Genomic DNA, 20692 nt, shown 5'->3' with positions numbered 1-20692 from the left:
GGGCTCAGCCTAGCAGCGGCCCCGCCTTTCGTCGCGCCAGCCAGACGTAGAAGCTGGGCAGCACCAACAAGGTCAGCACGGTCGAGGTCAGCAGGCCGCCGACCACCACCGTGGCCAGGGGCTTCTGGACCTCGGCCCCAGGACCGATGGCCAGGGCCATCGGGACGAACCCCAGGATCGCCACCAGCGCCGTGGTCAGCACCGCCCGCAGGCGGCCGACCGTGCCGTCGATCACGGCGGCGGCGATGTCGGTCGCGCCCTCCATCCTCTGCTTGATGCTCTGCATCAGGACGAGGCCGTTCAGGGTCGCCACGCCCGAGACGGCAATGAAGCCGACCGCCGCCGAGACCGAGAACGGCATGCCTCTGAGCAACAGCGCCAGCGCCCCGCCGACCAAGGCCAGGGGCACGCAGGCGAAGACCAGCGCCGCCTCGGTCGCCGAGCCCAGGGCCATGAACAGCAGGACGGCGATGACCAGGAACACTACCGGCACGATGATCGCGAGGCGCGCGCTGGCCCGCTCCAGGTTCTCGAACTGTCCGCCCCAGTCGAGCCAGGAGCCCGGCGTCGGCCTGACGTCTCGCGCCACGGCCGCTTGCGCGTCGGCGACGAAGCCGCCCAGGTCGCGGCCGCGCACATTGGCCTGGACCACGATCCGCCGCTTGCCGTTTTCGCGGCTGACCTGGTTGGGCCCCTCGGCGGTGTCGAAGCGGGCGATGCTGGACAGTGGGATGGCGCTGCCGCCTTCGCTTTCCGAGACCACGGGCAATTGGCCCATGGCGGCCGGATCGGCGCGCTTGGCGTCGTCCAGGCGCACCACCACGTCGAAACGGCGGTCGCCCTCCAGGATGTGGCCGGCTTCGCGTCCGCCCAGGCCGATCTCTAGGGCGTCGGCCGCGTCGCTGGCGTGGACGCCCAGGGCGGCGGCCGCCGTGCGGTCGACGCTGGCGGTGATCGTCGGCTGGCCCGAGATCTGCTCGACCTTCACATCCGCCGCGCCGGGCACCTTGCGCAGAGCAGCGGCGACCTGGTCGGCGGTCTTGCTCATGGCCGCGAAGTCGTCGCCATAGACCTTGACCGCCACGTCCGAACGCACGCCGGCGATCAGCTCGTTGAAGCGCATCTGGATCGGCTGGGTGAACTCGTAGGCGTTGCCGATCAGCTTGCCGAGGTCGCCCTCCATTCGCTCGACCAGCTTGGCCTTCGACAGGCCCGGATCTGGCCAGTCCTTGCGGGGCTTCAGGATCACGAAGGTGTCCGAGGCGCTGGGCGGCATCGGGTCCGAGGCGATCTCGGCCGTGCCGGTGCGGGTGAAGACCAGGGCCACCTCGGGCTGGGCCGAGAGCACCTTCTCGACCTCGAACTGCATGGCCTGGCTCTCTTCCAGCGAGATCGAGGGCACGCGGCTGGCCTGGATCAGCAGGTCGCCTTCGTCCAGCGTCGGGGCGAACTCGCGGCCCAGGGCGAAGAAGGCGACGACGCCGAGCGCCAGCGCCAAAATCGCGCCGCCAGCCACCGCCTTCGGACGGGCGACGGCCGCGCGCAGCACGGGCTCGAAGCGAGTGCGGACGGCTTTCATGGCCTTGGTCTCGTCGTGGCCCTTGGGTTCGCGCACCGCCAGGGCGGTCAGGGCCGGGACCAGGGTCAGGGACAGTACGAAGGCGCCGGCCAGGGCGAACATCACGGTGGCGGCCATGGGCGTGAACATCTTGCCCTCGACGCCCTCGAAGGTCAGCAGCGGGGCGTAGACCAGCAAGATGATCGCCTGGCCGAAGGCGGCCGGGCGGGCCATCTCCTTGGCGGCCTCAACCGCGACCGACAGGCGCTCGCCGGCGGTCAGGTCGCGGCCCTCGGTCTGACGCCGCAGCGCCAGGCGGCCCAGGGTGTTCTCGATCACAACCACGGCGCCGTCGACGATCAGGCCGAAGTCCAGCGCCCCCAGGCTCATCAGGTTTCCGCTGATCCCGAACCGCCGCATGGCGATGGCGGCGATCAGGAAGGAGAGGGGGATGACCAGGGCCGTGATCAGGGCGGCGCGGAAGTTGCCGAGCGCGAAGAACAGCACCGCGATGACCAGCAGCGCCCCGACCGTCAGGTTGTGCTCGACCGTGCGGATGGTTGCGTCGACCAGCCGGGTGCGGTCCAGCACCGGCTTGATGATCACCTCGGGGGGCAGGCTGGGCGCTATGGCCTTCAGGCGTTCGTCGACGCGGGCGGCGATCGTGCGGCTGTTCTCGCCGACGAGCATCAGGGCCGTGCCGATCACCACCTCGCGGCCGTTCTCGCTGGCCGAGCCCAGGCGCGGGGCGTGGCCGATGGCGACCGTGGCGACGTCCGAGACCTTGACGACCGCGCCGCCTCGGCGACCGATCGGGGTGTCGGCCAGCTCGGCCAGGCTTTTCACCCGCGCGTCGGTGCGGACGATATAGGCCTCGCCGCCACGCTGGACGTAGCCGGCCCCCGCGATGCGGTTGGAGTGCTCCAGGGCCTCGACCAGTTGCGGCAGGCTGATGCCGCGCGCCGCCAGCTTGGCCGGGTCGGGATGGACGGCGTATTCCTTGACGTAGCCGCCCAGCACGTCGACCCCCGCCACGCCGTTGATGGTCTTCAGCTGCGGCGCGACGATCCAGTCCTGGACCGTGCGCAGATAGGTCGCCTTCTCGATGTCGGTCCGCAGGGTCTCACCCTCGGGCGTGACATAGGGAACGCCGGTGCGCGCGGCCGCGCCCTTGAACTCGACGGTCCAGATATAGACTTCGCCCAGGCCCGTGACGGGCGGCCCCATGCCGGGCTCCAGCCCGTCGGGCAGGTTGGCGCGGGCGGCCTGCAGACGCTCGTTGATCAGGGTGCGGGCGAAATAGAGGTCGGTGTCCTCGGTGAAGACGGCGGTGATCTGCGAGAAGCCGTGTCGCGACAGCGAGCGGGTCTCGACCAGGCCCGGCGCGCCGGCCAGGGCCGTCTCCAGCGGGAAGGTGACCTGCCGCTCGACCTCCTCGGGGCCGAGGGCGGGGGCGATGGTGTTGATCTGCACCTGGCGGTTGGTGATGTCGGGCACCGCGTCGATGGGCAGGCGCGACAGTTGCTGCAGGCCGAACGCGAACAGCGCCACGGCCAGCAGGACGACGATCCACCGGAAGCGGACCGAGAGGTCGATGAGGCGATTGAGCATGATCAGTCCTCGTGCCCCGCTTCGCCCTTGCCGAGCTCGGCCTTGAGGCGGAAGGCGCCCTTCCCGGCGATGGTCTCGCCGCCGGTCAGGCCCTTGAGGATCTCGACGGCGCCGGCGGCGGTGCGGCCGGTGACGACCGGCGTGGCCCTAAAGCCTTTGGGGAAGCCCTTGGGTTCGGCGACGAACACCACGGTGCGGCCTTCGAGGGTCTGGACGGCTTCGGCGGGCACGGTCAGGCCGCCCGCGCCCTTGGCCAGGATCACCCGAGCCGAGACGATGGAGCCGATCTGCGGCGCGGGGGCAGTGGGCTTGGCGCGCACCACGGCCGCGCCGGCGCCCAGGGCGCTGGGGGCGACGGCGACGATCCGCGCGCCGGCCTCGCCGCCATCGGGCCGCTGGACCAGCACGGCGTCGCCGACCTTGATCGCGTCGGCCGAAGCCGGCGGGGCGTCGAAGACGTATTCCACCTGGCCCTGGTCGGCGATCTCGGCGACCAGGCCGCCCTGGGTCAGGAAGCCGCCGACCCGCATGTCGATACGGGTGACGATCCCGGCGATCGGGGAGCGCAGCGTGGCGACGCCGCCGGCGCTGGGCGCGCCCTGGGCGGCGACCTGGGCGCGGGCGGCGCGCAGCTCGGTCTGGGCCTTGTCGGCGGCGGCCTGGCTGGCTTCCCAGTCCTGGCGGGCGACGACACCAGCCTCGAACAGGCGGCGGTCGCGGGCGGCGGCGGCCTGGGCCGCTCGCGCCCCGGCGGCGGCGGCGTCGACATTGGCCCGGGCGCCCGCGCCCTCGGCGCTGCGCAGGGTGGCGATGGCCGCGCCGGCGGCCACGCGGTCCCCGGCGGCGACATGGACGCGCTCGACCGTGCCCGACACCGGCGCGCCCAGGGCGGCCGAGGCGTTGGCGGCGAGCGCCACGCGGCCGGGCAAAACCAGCTCCGACCCGCCGCCGCGTCCAACCGTGGTGGTCAGCACGCCGGCCTTGACGGCGTCGGCTGCGGAGAGGGCGACGAAGCCGTCCTCATGAGGAGCTTCTTCTTCGGCGTGCTCCTCAGCGGCGGCGGGGGCCTTGTCGGTCAGGCGGCCGAGGCCAAAGCCCAGGCCGGCCGTGGCGATCAGCGCCGTGGCCGCGCCGGCCAGGATCCATTTGCGGTCGGTCATTGGGCGGCTCCAAAGGCGATCTGTCCGTTGGCTTGGGCGAGGTCCGCCGTGGCCTTGGCGCGCGCCAGGCGCGCCTCGATGTGACGTTGGCGGGCGGCGACCAGGTCGCGGCGCGCGGCGAGCAGTTCGATCAGAGGCAGCTTGCCGGCCTCGTAGCCCAGACGAGCCAGGCGATACGCCTCGCGCGCGGCGGCTTCGCCCTCGCGGGCGGCGGTGGCGATGCGGTCGGCGGCGCGGGCGTCCCCCTCGGCGCCGCGTCGGTCAGCGATGGCGTCGGCGCGGGCCATCAGCAGGCGAGCACGAGCGGCGTCGGCCTCGGCATGGGCCGACTTCACCGCGCCGCGATTGCGGTCGAACAGGGGCAGGGGCAGCGAGACCCCGGCCACGGCGGCGGTGGAGTCGTCCCCGGCCAGTCGTCGAACGCCGAAGCTGACGGTGACGTCCGGCGTGGCGCGGCGACGCTCCAGGTCGAGCTTGCGCGTGGCGGCGGTCTGCTCGGCTTCGGCGACGGCGACCGTGGGCGACTGGATGCTTGAGGGGGCAGCGGACCAAGCGAGATCCAGCAGGCCCGGCGTCACGGCGGTGTAGGTTTGCTCGCCGCCGGTCAGGGCCGCGAGCCGGGCCAGGGCGCCGCCGACCTCAGCCTCGGCGCGCGAGACATCAGCCTGGGCCGCCGACAGCGCCGCCTGGGCCTGCAGGGCGCGCAGCTGCGCCTCCTTGCCGTTGTCGACCAGCAGCCGGGCGGCGCGAGTGTCGGCCTGCGCCAGTTCGACGCCGTCCTTAGCGACGCCCAGCCGCTCGCCGGCCGCCTCGGCGGTCGCGTAGGCCACGGCCAGGTCGCGGGCGAAGGCGACCCGGTTCTGGTCCGCGCGCGAGCGGGCGGTGTCGACCTCGGCGCGCGCGGCGGCCACGCGCGCGCCGCGCTTGCCGCCCAGCTCCAGGGTCTGGCCGACCGACAGGGTGGTCTCGGCGCTCTGGAAGTCACGGTAGGGGCCATCGCCGCCGACGTTCTCGACCTGCAGGTCCAGGGTCGGGTTGGGACGGGCGCGGGCCTGCAGGGCGCGGCCCTCGGCGGCGCGGGTCTCGGCCTCGCCGATGATCAGGCGCGGCGCGGCGGCCTCGCGCAGCAGGGTCTCAAGGGGCGGCGCGGTCTGGGCCACGGCGGCGCTGTACAGCGCGCCGCACGCGGCGGACGCCAAGGCCGCACGCAGCGGCCATCGGTTCGATGACATGAAGGTTCCTCGCGATGATGGGACGACGGCGCGCGGAATGCGCGCGGGCCGTCAGGCGCGAGGCGGTTGGTCGAGCGGGGCGGGCGAGCGCGACGTCAGCGCATGGGCCGGCGCCATCAGGTGCTCGGCCGTCGTGGGCGCGGGCGTGGCGATGGCTACGACGGGGGCGTCGAACAGCGAGCCGCCATGGTGGCAGTGGCCGCCCAGGCAGCAGGCGGCCTTGCAAGGCGCGCTATCGTGCTTCTGGTCGGCTTCGACTGTCTGGTGGGCGCTGGCCGGGCGCTCGTCGCAGATGCAGGCGGTCGAGGCGATGGCAGGGGCGACGACCAGCAGCGCCAGGACGCAGGCGGCCAGAAGGCCCCCCAGGTTCCGCCACCATGTCGTCGTCTTGCGCATGGCGGCTGTATAGCTTTTGCGAACGACTCTGAGAACGCGTTACATAATCACAGGCGGCGTCTCCCGCCTTTGACTCCACGTCCCCCGCCTGCTAAACGCCGCGCCTCGCTCCCGGACCCTGCGTCCTGGGGCGTGCTTGTCGTTATGGCGACAGGTTCAAATCCGTGGGAGGGCCGCCAAGCCCGGACCACGGCTCACAAGTGAGGATACTATGGCTAAGAAGATCCTGGGCTACATCAAGCTCCAGGTGAAGGCTGGCTCGGCCACGCCTTCGCCCCCCATCGGCCCGGCTCTGGGTCAGCGCGGCGTCAACATCATGGGCTTCTGTAAGGAGTTCAACGCGCGCACCGAGAACGTCGAAAAGGGCACCCCCCTGCCGACCGTGATCACTGTCTACCAAGACAAGTCGTTCACCTTCATCACCAAGACGCCGCCGGCGACGCACTACCTGAAGCAGATCACCGGTCTGAAGTCGGGCGCGAAGCTGACCGGTCGTGAGACCGTCGGTGAAGTCACGCGCACCCAACTGCGCGAGATCGCCGAAAAGAAGATGAAGGACCTGAACGCCAACGACATCGAGGCCGCGGCCAAGATCATCGAAGGCTCCGCCAAGGCCATGGGCCTGAAGATCGTGGAGGCCTAATCACATGGCTAAGCAACCCAAGCGCATCCAAGCCTGGACCGGCGACCGCGAAGCGGCTCACACGGTCGAAGCCGCCATCGCCCTGGTCAAGGCCAACGCCAAGGCCAAGTTCGACGAGTCGATCGAAATCTCGGTCAACCTCGGCGTCGATCCGCGTCACGCCGACCAACAGGTCCGTGGCGTCGTGAACCTGCCGTCGGGCACCGGCCGTGACGTCCGCGTCGCCGTCTTCGCCAAGGACGCCAAGGCCGCTGAAGCGACCGCGGCGGGCGCCGAGCACGTCGGCGCCGAAGACCTGTACGAAAAGATCGCCGGCGGCTTCATGGACTTCGATCGCGTCATCGCGTCGCCGGACATGATGGCCCTGGTCGGTCGCCTCGGTAAGGTGCTGGGCCCGCGCGGCCTGATGCCGAACCCGAAGGTCGGCACCGTGACCCCGAACGTCGGCCAAGCCGTGAAGGACGCCAAGGGCGGCGCCGTCGAGTTCCGCGTCGAAAAGGCTGGTATCGTCCACGCCGGCATCGGCAAGGCCTCGTTCACCGACGAAGCCCTGGTCATCAACGTCAAGGCTCTGATCGACGCCCTGAACCGCTCGAAGCCCTCGGGCGCCAAGGGCGTGTTCATCAAGCGCATCGGCCTGTCGTCGACGATGGGGCCGGGCTTCAAGGTGGACACCGCCTCGGTCGGCTAATCGCCGTCTGAAGCCAAGAAATGAGAAGGGCGGGGCCTTGCGGCTCCGCCCTTTTTCTTTGATCCAAGGCGCATGAGCCCAGAGTCGACACCCGAAGACGAGATCCTCGACGTCGCCGTGATCGGCGGCGGGCCGGCCGGGCTGATGGCGGCCGAGACCGTGGCGCGGGCGGGCAAGTCCGCAGCCGTGTTCGAGAAGATGCCGACCTTCGGGCGCAAGTTCCTGATGGCCGGGCGCGGGGGCTTGAACCTCACCCACTCCGAAGCGTTCGAGCGGTTCGTCGGGCGCTACGGCGAGCGGGCGGAGACGCTGGCGCCGATGCTGGAGGCCTTCGCGCCGAAGGACCTCGTGGCCTGGGCCGAAGAGCTGGGGCAGTCGACCTTCGTGGGCGCCAGCGGCCGGGTGTTTCCCAAGGCGATGAAAGCCTCGCCGCTGCTGCGGGCCTGGCTGGCGCGGCTGGAGCGGCTGGGCGTGCGGCTGCGCACGCGGGCCGAGTGGACCGGCTGGAGCGCTGACGGTGGCTTGCTGATCAATGGCGAGGTCGTGCGCGCCAAGGCGGTGGTGCTGGCGCTGGGCGGGGGCAGCTGGGCCAAGCTGGGCTCTGACGCGGCCTGGGTTCCGACGCTGGAAGGCTTGGCCGACGTCGCCCCGTTCCGCGCCGCCAATTGCGGGTTCGACGTCGCCTGGAGCGACATCTTCCGCGAGCGCTTCGCGGGTGAGCCGCTGAAGAATATCGGCCTGCGTCATGGCGAGAGCTTCGCGCGGGGCGACGCCATGGTCGCCGGTTACGGCCTCGAAGGCGGCGCGATCTACGCCCTGGCCGCGTCGTTGCGCGATGCGGTCGAGGCCGAGGGGCGGGCGGTGCTGACCATCGACCTGCGTCCCGACATTCCGGTCGAGACCTTGGAGCGCCGGCTGCACACGCCGCGCGGCGGCCAGAGCCTGGCCAACTTCCTGCGTAAGGCGGTCAAGCTTTCGCCGGTCGAGGTCAACCTGCTACGCGAGGCCCACGGCGTCGACCTACCCGTCGAGCCCGCGGCCCTGGCGACGGCGATCAAGGCCGCGCCGATCGTGCTGAACGCTGTCCAGCCCCTGGACCGCGCCATCTCGGCGGCTGGCGGGGTGCGGTTCGAGAGCCTGGACGGCCTGGCTCTACGCGATCGCCCCGACGTGATCCTGGCCGGCGAGATGCTGGACTGGGAGGCCCCGACCGGCGGCTACCTGCTACAGGCCTGCTTCGCCACCGGCGTGGCGGCGGGGAGGGCGGCCTTGTCGCGCCTGAATTAGGGCAATTTCGCTGACCTTTACGTCACGTCTCGCTATGTCGAGAACTTGACCGAACGTCGTTCTTTCAGCATCGTCTGGCATCCGCCCCGGGGGGAAGGATCCCATGACGACCATCGATGAAGCGCGCGCCGTCGCCGGCGTGCGACCCGACGTGCTGTCCGGCGAACGCTCGGCGTTCATCGATCGCTGGATCTATGTGTTCATGGCCGCCAGCTTCGTGGCGATCGTGCTGGTCGGCTTCGTGCCGGACTCTCTGGACAAGGTCGCGGCGGTACAGGCGGGGCAGCGGCCGCCGTTCCCGCTGGTGCTGCACCTGCACGCCGTCCTGATGGGCGGCTATCTGCTGTTGCTGCTGACCCAGACGACGCTGGTGGCGACCGGCCGTGTCGCCTCGCATCGTCTGCTGGGCATGGCGGGCGCCGTGCTGGCGGCGGCGCTGGTGGGGGTCGGCTTCGTTCTCATCCCGACCATTTACCACCAGGTGTTCCTCGGGGCGCAGCTCGCGCCGCCGCCGGCCAGGGCCCAGATGGCGCAGCTTGTGGTGGTCATCGAGAACATCATGCTGCTGCAGCTGCGCGTCGGGTTCCTGTTCCCGATCCTGGTGCTGATCGGCGTCGGAGCGCGCCAGACCGACCCCGGTTTCCACAAGCGGATGATGATCCTGTCCATCGCGACCGCCCTGTCGGCCGCCTTCGACCGGGTCACCTGGATCCCGTCCACCATGCCCGCCAGCCCGCTGTCTTCGGATCTCTACGTGCTCCTGGCGATCGCGCCCATGTTTCTGTGGGACGTCTTCCGCAACCGCGGCGTCCATCGCGCCTACTGGGTCTGGCTGGCCATTGCCGCGCCCTTCACGATCGCGGTCCACGCCCTTTGGGACACGCCGTTCTGGCACGCCACGGCCAAGCGGATCATGGGGGTCTGACCCGACCTACTTCATGGCGGCCTTGATCCGGGCGGCCATGGTCTCCAGATCCTTGGGATCGGCCGGCTTGTTCTCGGCCAGATAGACCGGCTTGCCCGCCACGCGCGGGATCACGTGGACATGCAGGTGCGGCACGCTCTGGCCCACGCCGTTGTTCTGCAGGACCAGGAAGCCGTCCAGGCCCAGGGCGTCGACCTCCGCCTGGCCGACCTTCTGGGCGACGGCCATGACCTTGGCGATGTCCTTCGGATCCATCTCCAGCAGGTTGCGGGCCTTTGAGGTCTTGGAGATCACCAGCACGTGGCCGGGCTCCAGCGGGGCGCGGTCCATGAAGGCCAGGACGTCGGCGTCTTCATAGACCTTGTAGCTGGGCAGCTCGCCTCGGATGATCCGGGCGAAGACGTTGCCCTCGTCATAGGCGCCCTTCAGCGGCGGGAAGGGGTTCGTGGCCGCGCTCTTGGGCTCGAAGCGGGCCAGCCAGCGGATCACCTCGCCCTCCAGCGCGATGCGCGCGTCCGAGAAGCTGTGGTCGGTGGCCATGTAGGTTTCGGTCAGCGCCTTGGCGCCCGCCCCCTTGGCGGCGGCGGCCAGCTTGCGCGTGCCCGGCGCGCCGGCGAACTCGGCGCCGATCAGCAGCAGCGGGCGGTCGGAGATCTGGGCGGTCAGTTTCTCCAGGTCCAACTTGTCGGCGTCGCGCTCGATCTCGGCGACCAGGGCCTCGGGCGTCGTGGCCAGGGGCGCGGTGTCGGGGCGCATGGCCTCGATCACGGCCTTGCGGGCCTCGGCGGAGGTGATGCGTTCGCTGCGCGAGCCGATGTCCCAGGAGTCGATCAGCACCGCCCCGACCACGCGCGGCTCGGCGGCGACGGCGTCGGCGGCCATGAAGCCGCCCATGCTGTGGCCGGCCACGACGATACGGGCCGGGTCGATGTGGTATTTGGCGGCGTTGGCCGGATCGAGCAGGAAGGCCACGGCCGCCTCGCCGTCGGCGCGGGCGTTGGCGAAGCTGAACTTGCCCTGGCTGCCCCACGAGCCGCGATAGTTGATCCGCATGGCGTTCCAGCCGGCGCGGCGCACGGCCTGCAGCAGGTCGATATTGGTCTCGTTGCCCGGGAAGCCGTGCAGGAACAGCAGCGTCGGATGCGGCCCGGCGCCCGAGGCGGTGTAGAGGATCGCATTGACCTTCGAGCCGGCGATATCGACCTGGAAGGCGGCCATGTCGGCCGGGCGATCCTGGTCGCGAGGCGGGTCGGCGACCACGGCCCTGGGCGTCGGCGGCAGCTTGGGCTCGGCCAGGACCGGCGCGGCGACGGCCATGCCCAGGAGCAGGGCGCAGGCCCCGGCGATCAGCTTGCGAGTCATTGGGACGCCCCCGTCTTTCACCAGGACTGGCTCCTGCCAGTTCTCGGTGGGGACGCTGCTATCTCTCAAGCCAAACAGCAAGGGAGGACGGCATGGCTTCGATCCACAAGGACATCCTGATCAATGCCGCGCCCGACGCGGTCTGGGACGCTGTGCGCGATGTGGGCAGGATCCACGAGCGGCTGTGTCCGGGCTTCGTCGTGAATACCGAGATGGTCGACGACGGCGCGGCCCGCTTGGTCACCTTCGGCAACGGCATGGTGGTCAAGGAGGTCATCGTCGACAGCGACGACGCCCGCCGCCGCCTGGTCTGGACGGTCCAGAGCGAGCGCCTCTCGCACCATAACGGCGTCATGAGCGTCGAGGACGCCGGCGAGGGCCGCTCGCGCGCGGTGTGGACCGCCGACGTCCTGCCCCACGCCGCCGCCGAGACGGTGGGGCCGATGATGGGGATGGGACTGGAGGCGATGAAGCGCCAGCTGGACGGGGCGGGTTGATATCCCGCTGATCTTCGTCTATACGGCCCGCCTCTTCGCTGGACTCCGGTCCGACGGAGAACCTGTTTGAGAACTACGGGGCGTGGGGTCACCAACGCCATAATCGAGGAAGAGCCCTTCCTCGCCGTCGGGAGACAGGGATAGAGACGCCAAGTCTTCCTGCTCGAGGCCTCCCCCTTCATTGGGCCGGTCCGAGACCGGAACGCGGCCGACTTTCCTTGAAACAGGCATATGCGACTCGCAAGCGGGAGCAATTCCGCATGGGACCGCATCTGGCTGCCGGAATGGTCCGGCCGCTGTTATTGAGTAGGAGACCGCAATGGACCGCGCTCAAAAGCAGGAATCGATCGAGTCGCTGAAAAGCGTCTTCGCCGATGCCGGCGCTGTCGTCGTGACCCACTACATGGGTCTGACCGTTGCGGAAATGACCGACCTTCGTCTTCGCCTCCGCAAGGAAGGCGCCGCGATCAAGGTTGTGAAGAACACCCTGGCCCTCAAGGCTCTGGACGGCAAGCTTGGTGATACGGGCTCCGCCCTGTTCACCGGCCCGGTCGCCATCGCCTTCGGCCCGGACGCTGTCTCGGCTGCCAAGGTCGCCGTTCAGTTCGCCAAAGAAAACGACAAGCTCAAGATTGTCGGTGGCGTTCTGGACCAGACCAATGTGCTGGACGAAGCTGGCGTGCGTGCTCTGGCGACCCTGCCGTCGCTGGACGAACTGCGTGGCAAGCTTATTGGCCTCATCCAGGCTCCGGCGACCAAGATCGCTGGCGTCCTGCAGGCCCCGGCTGCCCAGCTGGCTCGCGTTTTCAACGCCTACGCGACCAAAGACGCCGCGTAACGGTCATCCCCGCATATCTATCCCAATCTCTCTAAGGAACTGACACATGTCGAAGCTCGAAAAGCTGGTCGAAGAACTGTCCACCCTGTCGGTGCTGGAAGCCGCTGAACTGTCGAAGCTGCTGGAAGAAAAGTGGGGCGTCTCGGCCGCCGCTCCGGTCGCCGTCGCCGCTGCCGGTGGCGCTGCTGCTCCGGTTGAAGCTGCTGAAGAGCAAACCGAGTTCACCGTTGTCCTGGTCGACGGCGGCGACAAGAAGATCAACGTGATCAAGGAAGTCCGCGGCGTCCGTCCGGACCTCGGCCTGAAGGAAGCCAAGGACCTGGTCGAAGGCGCTCCGCAGAACGTCGTCGAAAACGTCTCGAAGCAACAAGCCGACGAAGTCGCCAAGAAGCTGACGGAAGCCGGCGCCAAGATCCAAATCAAGTAATCTGGCCCCCGCTTTCGCGGGGATCGGGTTCCTTTTGGAACTGCTGGAACGGCCTCGGAGGGAAACCTCCGGGGCCGTTTTCTTTTGGGCGTCGAAAAACAGGGGGAAGTCGCCTGACGGAAGAGTCTTCTCCCCCATGGGATGAGCCCCGGTTGCGGGCCTGCTGGTCGGTCGCGTAGAGGTCGAGGCGGGCTGGGGAACCGTCGATGTCGACACGCTACTGGATCTATGCCGGGCCGCACGGCGACGGCGGTCCCGTGTCGACTGACGAGCTGGCCCTGCTGCTGCGCGAGCGGATGCTGACGGTCAGCACGCCGGTGCGGCCCGTCAGCCAGCTGAACTGGGCACCGCTGGCCCAATGGCTGCCCGAGCTGGCGCCGTTCGCGGTCCAGCAGGCTCCGCCTCCGCCTCCGCCGCCTCCGCCTCCGCCACCACGGCCGCAACCCGCGCCGCCGCCGCAGGCGACGCCAATGCCGCCGCCGCCGCAACCTCAGCCCCGGTTCGAGGAGCCGCCGCCGCTGCGGTTCGAGCCGCCTCCGCCTTCGCAGCCGCCGGTCGAGCCGCCGCAACTGCCGCCGCCCTTGCCGCCCAAGGGGGCCTGGACCGATCGCAGCCCGCACCCCTGGCGTCGCTACCTGGCCCGGATGTTCGACACCCTGGTCACGGGCAGCGTCACCTGGATCGCCATCAGCATGGTGATGTTCGTGGTCGCGCCGTTCCAGGCCGAGCGGTTCTTCGCCTTTTTCAAGGGCCCTGTCGGCCAGATCGCCGACGCCATGCTGACCCTGGTCGCGGTCATTCCGGGCAACGCCCTGATGATCGGCCTGACCGGCGTGTCGGTCGGCAAGTGGCTGTTCGGGGTCAAGGTCGTGCGGCCCGACGGCCGGCCGATCGGCTTCCTGGCCGCTTTCGGGCGTGAGCTGCAGGTCTGGTTCAATGGCCTGTTCTTCGGCGTGCCATTCATCTCGCTGTTCACCCTGGGCGGCTCCTATTCGCAGCTGAAGGAGGCCAAGGTCGCCGCCTGGGATCCGCCGCGTCGCCGCGTGGTGCTGCACCGGCCGATGAACGCCCTGCAGGTCTGCCTGATCATCCTGGCCGTGCCCGCGCTGATCGCCGCCCGCGTCGGCCTGAGCCTGCTGGCCAAGCAGCCGTGAGCGGTTGGCGCGTCGCTGGCCGCGACGGCCGCATCGAACTTTTCTCCGAAGAGGCGCTGCGCGACGCCGTCGCGCGTGGGGCGCTGCCGACCGACGGCCTGGTCTGGCGCGAAGGCATGCCGGCCTGGGCGCCGATCGAGGACTATTTCCCGCGTCCGCGTCGTCAAAAGAAGGCGGGGCCGTTCAGCGCACTGCTGTGGTTCCTGGGCGTGGGGCTGGCCACCGCGCTCTTCCTGGCGGCCGGGGCGTTCAGCCTGTCGCTGTTGGGTACGGACCTGCTCGACGCGTTTCCCCGCGATTGGCTGGAGATCGTCTGGTTCGGCGGCGCGGTTCTGCTGGCCGCCGCCACCCTGCTGTTCTGGGCGGCCTGGCGCGGCGCGACGGCGCGCTGGTCCAGCATGGAGGCGCGGGGCCTGGTGCGGATCCTGGTCGCGCTGATCGCTTTGGCCGGGGCAGGCCTGGCGGTGTTCCACGGCTGGCAGACCGAGGCGGTCGGCCGCATCGCCCGCGCCGCTGAAGGGATGCGAGACTATCGCCTGACCTACGTCGCCCAGTCGCGGACGCTGACGATCAACGGTCAGATCGGCCCCGGCTTCGCCAAGGCGGTCGAGGCGCAGATGGCTGCCCACCCCGTGCGGCGCATCGAGATCACCAGTCCCGGCGGCCTGATCCAGGAAGCGCTGCGCGTGGCGCGGCGCCTGGAGGCGCGGGGCGGGGTGACGGTGGTCGCGCGCCGGTTCTGCGCCAGCGCCTGCGTGGTGGTGCTGATGGGCGGAGAGCAGCGGCGGGCCGACTACGACATGACGATCGACTTTCACGCGATCGACTCCACGGTCGACCTGAAGCTGGAATTGCAGAGCTACATCCAGCGCGAGCAGACGACCGAGGCGCGGACCTATCTGGTGGGGCGCGGCGCGCCCGAAGCCTATGTCCGCGAAGCCGAGCGGCTGGGTTCGGGCAAGATTTATCGTGTCCCGGCCGTGATTCTGGCCGAGCGCGGCATGCTGACCGGTCTTGTGGACGGGCAGGCCGCGCCGATCGCGGTCGCCGAGGCCCGCGCTCGGCTGGCGCAAGAGCTGCCGGGGATCGAGCTGAAGCCGTTTCCGCTGTCGGTAACCGACCCCGTCTTGAAGGATGCGGTCACAGGTCCCTAAGCTGCGCCCCTGATCGAAGGGCCTCACGTCATGACCATCCAGCCTTCCCGTCGCGCGCTGGTCGCCGGCGGCGTCGCGACCCTCGCCGCCGGCCCGGCCCTGGCGGGCGGCGGCCTGGGCGGCATCGTCATGCCGGCCTCGGTCGCCGACAGCGAGTTGCGGGGTCTCTCGCCGACCGGCGGCAAGTCGTACTGGGCGTCCGGCTCGAAGGGCTGGCTGATCCGGGGCAAGGGCGAACGGCAGGACGCCATGCGGATCATCGGGGCCGAGGGCCTGGACTTCCGCGGCCTGCACGCCTTCGACGACGACCACCTGCTGGCCATGAGCGCCGGTCCCGGCCCGGCCTCACAGCTGTGGCGCACGAAGGACGGCGGCAAGACCTGGAAACGCATCGCGACCAACCATGACCCGGAGGGCTTCTGGGACTCGATCGCCTTCGTCGACGGCAAGCGCGGCTTCATCCTGGGCGATCCGACCCAGGGGCGGTTCACCGTGCTCTACACCGCCGACGGCGGCGAGACCTGGACGCGGCTGAAGCCTGATGGCGTGCCGCTGGCCGCGCCGAACGAGGGGGCCTTCGCGGCCAGCAATGGCTGCGTGGCGATCGGCAAGCGCGGGCAGGTGGCCTTCTGCACCGGCGGGGCGGGCAGGGCGCGGGTCTATCTGTCGCGTGGCGGCGGCGGGGTGTTCGTGGCGCTGGACACGCCGATCCTGGCCGATGCGGGCAGCAAGGGCGCCTTCGCGATCACCTTCGACAAGGGCGGCGCGCTGTGGGTTTGCGGCGGCGACTACAAGAACCCGACCGCCCAGGGCGTGAACCTGGCGCGCCTGGATCCCAGCCGCGTCACCTTCGACCCGGTCGCCGCTCCGGCGGGCTACCTGTCCAGCGTCTCGGTCGACGGCGGGACCGTGATGGCCACGGGGCTGGCCGGCACGATCGTCAGTCGCAGGGGCGGGGCGTTCGAACGCACCTCGCCCGCGCCGATGAACACCGTGCGCCTGACCTCGGAAAAGTCGGGCGTCCTGTGCGGACCCAAGGGCTCGATCGGGATCTGGCGGGCCTAGCGGAACCGTTCGGGCCAAGCTAGCGTTCCCCCGCCATGCTCAAGATCGCCGGTGTCCTGCTCGTCCTCATGATCGTCTTCGGCGTCCTCGGCTTCGTCGTCGACGTCGCCGGCGCGATCACCAAGGTGGCGTTCTTCGTCTGCCTGATCGCCCTAGGCGTTTCCCTGGCCACGAAAGCCTTGAAGCGCGAGTCTTAAAAAGAACCCGGTTCGTCGAAAGCCTGACCGCACAAGGTTGTGGGAAACCGCAAGAGCGTATTTACGCCAGTTTACGAATCCCCCTTTTCTTCCCCGCCTTCATCCCCTATATCCCCGCGTTCACGATTACATCGGCGGAGCGCCTACGCGCGTCCGTATTACGCCCCGAGGCGCGGTCAGCCGCCCTCCGACCAGCGCGAAGGGGCGCCCTAAGGCTTCCGGTCCCGGTCGCTTCTTAGGGGAATTCCAGCGTCCGCAGCTCCCTCTAGGAGGCGAGCGGCGAGGGTGGACGCTAGGTACATTCGAATTCACGCGCGGATTCCGTCCGCGCCGCAGGGAAAAAACATGGCGCAATCCTTCACCGGCAAGAAGCGGATCCGGAAGTCTTTCGGCCGCATTCCCGAGGCTGTGCAGATGCCGAACCTCATCGAGGTTCAGCGCTCTTCCTACGAACAGTTCCTGCAGCGCGAGGTCCGTCCGGGCCAGCGCCGCGACGAGGGCGTCGAGGCGGTCTTCAAGTCGGTGTTCCCGATCAAGGACTTCAACGAACGCGCCGTCCTGGAATACGTTTCGTACGAGTTCGAAGAGCCCAAGTACGACGTTGAAGAATGCATCCAGCGTGACATGACCTTCGCGGCGCCGCTGAAGGTCAAGCTGCGCCTGATCGTGTTCGAAACGGAAGAAGAAACCGGCGCCCGCTCGGTCAAGGACATCAAGGAGCAGGACGTCTACATGGGCGATATCCCGCTCATGACGGACAAGGGCACCTTCATCGTCAACGGCACCGAGCGCGTCATCGTCTCGCAGATGCACCGCTCGCCGGGCGTGTTCTTCGACCACGACAAGGGCAAGACCCACGCCTCGGGCAAGCTACTGTTCGCCGCCCGCGTAATCCCGTATCGCGGCTCGTGGCTGGACTTCGAGTTCGACGCCAAGGACATCGTCTACGTCCGCATCGACCGTCGCCGCAAGCTGCCGGCCACGACCTTCCTCTATGCCCTGGGCATGGACGGCGAAGAGATCCTGACCACGTTCTATGACGTCGTCCCGTTCGAGAAGCGCGCGGGCGGCTGGGCCACCCCGTACAAGCCCGAGCGCTGGCGCGGCGTGAAGCCGGAGTTCCCGCTGGTCGACGCCGACACGGGTGAGGAAGTCGCTCCGGCCGGCACCAAGATCACGGCTCGCCAGGCCAAGAAGTTCGCCGACGCGGGTCTGAAGACCCTGCTGCTGGCGCCGGAAGCCCTGACCGGCCGCTACCTGGCCCGTGACGCCGTCAACTTCTCGACCGGCGAGATCTATTCGGAAGCCGGCGACGAGCTGGACGTTCCGGCGATCCAGGCCCTGGCCGACCAAGGCTTCGACACCATCGACGTGCTGGACATCGACCACGTCACGGTCGGCGCCTACATGCGCAACACCCTGCGCGTGGACAAGAACGCCGTCCGTGAAGACGCGCTGTTCGACATCTATCGCGTCATGCGTCCGGGCGAGCCGCCGACCGTGGAAGCGGCCGAGGCGATGTTCAAGTCGCTGTTCTTCGACGCCGAGCGCTACGACCTGTCGTCGGTGGGCCGCGTGAAGATGAACATGCGCCTGGAGCAGGACGTGTCGGACGAAGTCCGCATCCTGCGCAAGGACGACGTCCTGGCCGTGCTGAAGGTCCTGGTGGGCCTGCGCGACGGTCGCGGCGAAATCGACGACATCGACAACCTGGGCAACCGTCGCGTCCGCTCGGTCGGTGAGCTGCTGGAAAACCAGTACCGCGTCGGCCTGCTGCGCATGGAACGCGCCATCAAGGAACGCATGTCGTCCGTCGACATCGACACCGTGATGCCGCACGACCTGATCAACGCCAAGCCGGCCGCGGCCGCCGTGCGTGAATTCTTCGGCTCCTCGCAGCTGTCGCAGTTCATGGACCAGACGAACCCGCTGTCGGAAATCACCCACAAGCGTCGTCTCTCGGCCCTCGGCCCGGGCGGTCTGACCCGTGAGCGCGCCGGCTTCGAAGTCCGCGACGTTCACCCGACCCACTACGGCCGGATCTGCCCGATTGAAACGCCGGAAGGCCCGAACATCGGTCTGATCAACTCGCTGGCCACGCACGCGCGCGTCAACAAGTACGGCTTCATCGAGAGCCCGTACCGTCGCGTGAAGGACGGCAAGCCGCAGGACGAAGTCGTCTACATGTCGGCGATGGAGGAATCCAAGCACGTCATCGCCCAGTCGAACATCGCGGTGTCCGAAGGCGAGATCGTCGACGACCTGGTCCCGGGCCGCATCAACGGCGAACCGACCCTCCTGCAAAAGGAGACGGTCGACCTGATGGACGTGTCGCCGCGCCAAGTCGTGTCGGTGGCCGCCGCCCTGATTCCGTTCCTCGAAAACGATGACGCCAACCGCGCCCTCATGGGTTCGAACATGCAACGTCAGGCCGTGCCGCTGGTGCAGTCGGACGCTCCGCTGGTCGGCACCGGCATGGAAGCCGTCGTCGCCCGTGACTCGGGCGCCGTCGTCATCGCCAAGCGCACCGGCGTCGTGGAACAGATCGACGGTACGCGTATCGTCATCCGCGCCACCGAAGAAACCGACGCGGCCCGTTCGGGCGTCGACATCTACCGGATGTCGAAGTTCCAGCGTTCGAACCAGTCGACCTGCATCAACCAGCGTCCGCTGGTGAAGGTGGGCGACCGGATCGTCGCCGGCGACATCATCGCCGACGGTCCGTCGACCGAGCTAGGCGAACTGGCCCTGGGCCGCAACGCGCTCGTCGCGTTCATGCCCTGGAATGGCTACAACTTCGAAGACTCGATCCTGATCTCCGAACGCATCGTCCGTGACGACGTCTTCACCTCGATCCACATCGAGGAATTCGAAGTCATGGCCCGCGACACGAAGCTCGGTCCGGAAGAAATCACCCGCGACATCCCGAACGTCGGCGAGGAAGCCCTGCGCAACCTCGACGAAGCCGGCATCGTGGCGATCGGCGCCGAAGTCCAGCCGGGCGACATCCTGGTCGGCAAGGTCACGCCGAAGGGCGAAAGCCCGATGACGCCGGAAGAAAAGCTCCTGCGCGCCATCTTCGGTGAAAAGGCCTCGGACGTCCGCGACACCAGCCTGCGCCTGCCCCCGGGCGTCGCCGGCACGATCGTCGACGTGCGCGTGTTTAACCGTCACGGCGTCGACAAGGACGAACGCGCCTTGGCCATCGAACGCGCCGAGATCGACCGTCTGGGCAAGGACCGCGACGATGAGTTCGCGATCCTGAACCGCAACATCTCGGGCCGTCTGCGCGAGCTGCTGGTCGGCAAGGTCGCTCTGTCGGGTCCCAAGGGCCTGTCGCGCGGCGAGATCACCTCGGAAGGCCTGGCTCAGGTCGCTTCGGGTCTGTGGTGGCAGATCGCCCTCGAAGACGAGAAGGCGATGGGCGAACTGGAAAGCCTGCGCCGCCTGTTCGACGAGAACCGCAAGCGCCTCGACCGTCGTTTCGAAGACAAGGTCGACAAGCTGCAGCGCGGCGACGAACTGCCCCCGGGCGTCATGAAGATGGTCAAGGTCTTCGTGGCCGTGAAGCGCAAGCTTCAGCCGGGCGACAAGATGGCCGGCCGTCACGGCAACAAGGGCGTCATCTCGCGCATCCTGCCGATCGAGGACATGCCGTTCCTCGCCGACGGTACGCACGTCGACGTCGTTCTGAACCCGCTGGGCGTGCCTTCGCGCATGAACGTCGGTCAGATCTTCGAGACCCACCTGGGCTGGGCCTGCGCCAACCTCGGCAAGCAGATCACCAACCTGCTGGAAGACTGGCAGCACGGCGGTCAGAAGGAAGCCCTGGTGACGCGCCTGCGCGACATCTACGGCCCGGACGAAGAACTGCCGGACACTGAAGAGGGTCTGGTCGAGCTGGCCAAGAACCTGGGCAAGGGCGTTCCGATCGCCACCCCGGTGTTCGACGGCGCGCGCATGGACGACATCGAGGGTCACCTCGAAATGGCCGGCGTCAACAAGTCGGGTCAGTCGATCCTGTTCGACGGCCTGACCGGCGAGCAGTTCAAGCGTCCGGTCACGGTCGGCTACATCTACATGCTGAAGCTGCACCACCTGGTCGACGACAAGATCCACGCCCGTTCGATCGGTCCGTACTCGCTCGTCACGCAACAGCCGCTGGGTGGTAAGGCCCAGTTCGGCGGTCAGCGCTTCGGGGAAATGGAAGTGTGGGCTCTGGAAGCCTACGGCGCGGCCTACACCCTGCAGGAAATGCTGACGGTGAAGTCCGACGACGTGGCTGGTCGTACGAAGGTCTACGAGTCGATCGTCCGCGGCGACGACACGTTCGAAGCCGGTATCCCGGAAAGCTTCAACGTGCTGGTCAAGGAAATGCGCTCGCTCGGCCTGAACGTCGAGCTGGAGAACAGCTGATCCGGACTACCGCCCCTGCCTGATGGCGGGGGCGGACCCGATCGCCGCTCTCCAACTCTATGAATTTTCGCGGGAAATC

Annotated in this window: 17 protein-coding genes; 12 read left to right on the top strand and 5 right to left on the bottom strand. The window is 68.8% G+C overall.

The annotated features are described in order from the left end of the window. Positions 1–4: 4 nt before the first annotated feature. The 4 genes from AC1RR5_RS21400 to AC1RR5_RS21385 are packed head-to-tail and all read right to left on the bottom strand — an operon-like array spanning position 5 to position 5957. Positions 5–3169: an efflux RND transporter permease subunit gene (locus AC1RR5_RS21400; protein ID WP_492924830.1), complete on the bottom strand. Its 3165-nt coding sequence runs from the start codon at positions 3167–3169 to the stop codon at positions 5–7. Positions 3170–3171: 2 nt separating this feature from the next. Then, positions 3172–4329 (bottom strand): efflux RND transporter periplasmic adaptor subunit, encoded by a 1158-nt coding sequence (locus tag AC1RR5_RS21395; protein ID WP_492924828.1) that lies wholly within the window; start codon positions 4327–4329, stop codon positions 3172–3174. Continuing rightward, positions 4326–5561: a TolC family protein gene (locus AC1RR5_RS21390; RefSeq protein WP_492924826.1), complete on the bottom strand. Its 1236-nt coding sequence runs from the start codon at positions 5559–5561 to the stop codon at positions 4326–4328. Before AC1RR5_RS21390 ends, AC1RR5_RS21395 begins: the two co-directional genes overlap by 4 nt. A gap of 51 nt (positions 5562–5612) precedes the next feature. Continuing rightward, positions 5613–5957, bottom strand: coding sequence for a hypothetical protein (locus tag AC1RR5_RS21385; protein WP_492924824.1), 345 nt, complete (start codon positions 5955–5957; stop codon positions 5613–5615). A 211-nt stretch (positions 5958–6168) separates the two neighbouring features. Between AC1RR5_RS21385 and rplK the strand changes: the two genes are divergently transcribed. The 4 genes from rplK (at position 6169) to AC1RR5_RS21365 (ending at position 9503) form a co-directional block, all read left to right on the top strand. After that, positions 6169–6600: a 50S ribosomal protein L11 gene (gene rplK, locus AC1RR5_RS21380; RefSeq protein ID WP_058346464.1), complete on the top strand. Its 432-nt coding sequence runs from the start codon at positions 6169–6171 to the stop codon at positions 6598–6600. A gap of 4 nt (positions 6601–6604) precedes the next feature. Next, positions 6605–7291 (top strand): 50S ribosomal protein L1, encoded by a 687-nt coding sequence (gene rplA, locus AC1RR5_RS21375; RefSeq protein ID WP_492924822.1) that lies wholly within the window; start codon positions 6605–6607, stop codon positions 7289–7291. Positions 7292–7363: 72 nt separating this feature from the next. Next, complete coding sequence (locus AC1RR5_RS21370) at positions 7364–8578, top strand: BaiN/RdsA family NAD(P)/FAD-dependent oxidoreductase (RefSeq protein ID WP_492924820.1); 1215 nt, start codon at positions 7364–7366, stop codon at positions 8576–8578. A gap of 103 nt (positions 8579–8681) precedes the next feature. Further along, positions 8682–9503 carry a hypothetical protein gene (locus tag AC1RR5_RS21365; RefSeq protein WP_492924818.1) on the top strand — a complete coding sequence of 274 codons (822 nt, stop codon included), beginning with the start codon at positions 8682–8684 and terminating at the stop codon, positions 9501–9503. Between the two features lie 6 nt (positions 9504–9509). On the opposite strand, the gene AC1RR5_RS21360 is transcribed toward AC1RR5_RS21365, so the two are convergent. Beyond that, a complete protein-coding gene (locus AC1RR5_RS21360; RefSeq protein WP_492924816.1) occupies positions 9510–10865 on the bottom strand; it encodes an alpha/beta fold hydrolase in 1356 nt (451 codons plus the stop codon). A gap of 92 nt (positions 10866–10957) precedes the next feature. Between AC1RR5_RS21360 and AC1RR5_RS21355 the strand changes: the two genes are divergently transcribed. The 8 genes from AC1RR5_RS21355 (at position 10958) to rpoB (ending at position 20613) form a co-directional block, all read left to right on the top strand. Beyond that, complete coding sequence (locus AC1RR5_RS21355) at positions 10958–11362, top strand: SRPBCC family protein (RefSeq protein ID WP_492924814.1); 405 nt, start codon at positions 10958–10960, stop codon at positions 11360–11362. 319 nt (positions 11363–11681) lie between these two features. Continuing rightward, on the top strand, positions 11682–12200 hold the full coding sequence (rplJ, locus tag AC1RR5_RS21350; protein WP_454717796.1) for a 50S ribosomal protein L10: 519 nt from the start codon (positions 11682–11684) through the stop codon (positions 12198–12200). Between the two features lie 46 nt (positions 12201–12246). Further along, positions 12247–12627 carry a 50S ribosomal protein L7/L12 gene (rplL, locus tag AC1RR5_RS21345; protein WP_492924812.1) on the top strand — a complete coding sequence of 127 codons (381 nt, stop codon included), beginning with the start codon at positions 12247–12249 and terminating at the stop codon, positions 12625–12627. Between the two features lie 206 nt (positions 12628–12833). Next, positions 12834–13781 carry an RDD family protein gene (locus AC1RR5_RS21340; RefSeq protein ID WP_492924810.1) on the top strand — a complete coding sequence of 316 codons (948 nt, stop codon included), beginning with the start codon at positions 12834–12836 and terminating at the stop codon, positions 13779–13781. Beyond that, the gene (locus AC1RR5_RS21335) at positions 13778–14935 is read left to right on the top strand and encodes a GYF domain-containing protein (RefSeq protein ID WP_492924808.1); all 1158 of its coding nucleotides are present in this window, start codon (positions 13778–13780) and stop codon (positions 14933–14935) included. Before AC1RR5_RS21340 ends, AC1RR5_RS21335 begins: the two co-directional genes overlap by 4 nt. Before the next feature lie 30 nt (positions 14936–14965). Continuing rightward, positions 14966–16000, top strand: coding sequence for a WD40/YVTN/BNR-like repeat-containing protein (locus AC1RR5_RS21330; RefSeq protein WP_492924806.1), 1035 nt, complete (start codon positions 14966–14968; stop codon positions 15998–16000). Positions 16001–16035: 35 nt separating this feature from the next. Further along, positions 16036–16197, top strand: a complete 162-nt coding sequence (locus tag AC1RR5_RS21325; protein WP_492924804.1) for a hypothetical protein — start codon at positions 16036–16038, stop codon at positions 16195–16197. A gap of 345 nt (positions 16198–16542) precedes the next feature. Further along, positions 16543–20613 (top strand): DNA-directed RNA polymerase subunit beta, encoded by a 4071-nt coding sequence (rpoB, locus tag AC1RR5_RS21320; RefSeq protein ID WP_492924802.1) that lies wholly within the window; start codon positions 16543–16545, stop codon positions 20611–20613. Positions 20614–20692 lie beyond the last annotated feature (79 nt).

Source organism: Caulobacter sp. GW821-FHT11E11 (assembly GCF_058808315.1).
Note: the sequence above shows the minus strand (reverse complement) of the source record. Positions and strands in the feature narration are given on the sequence as shown.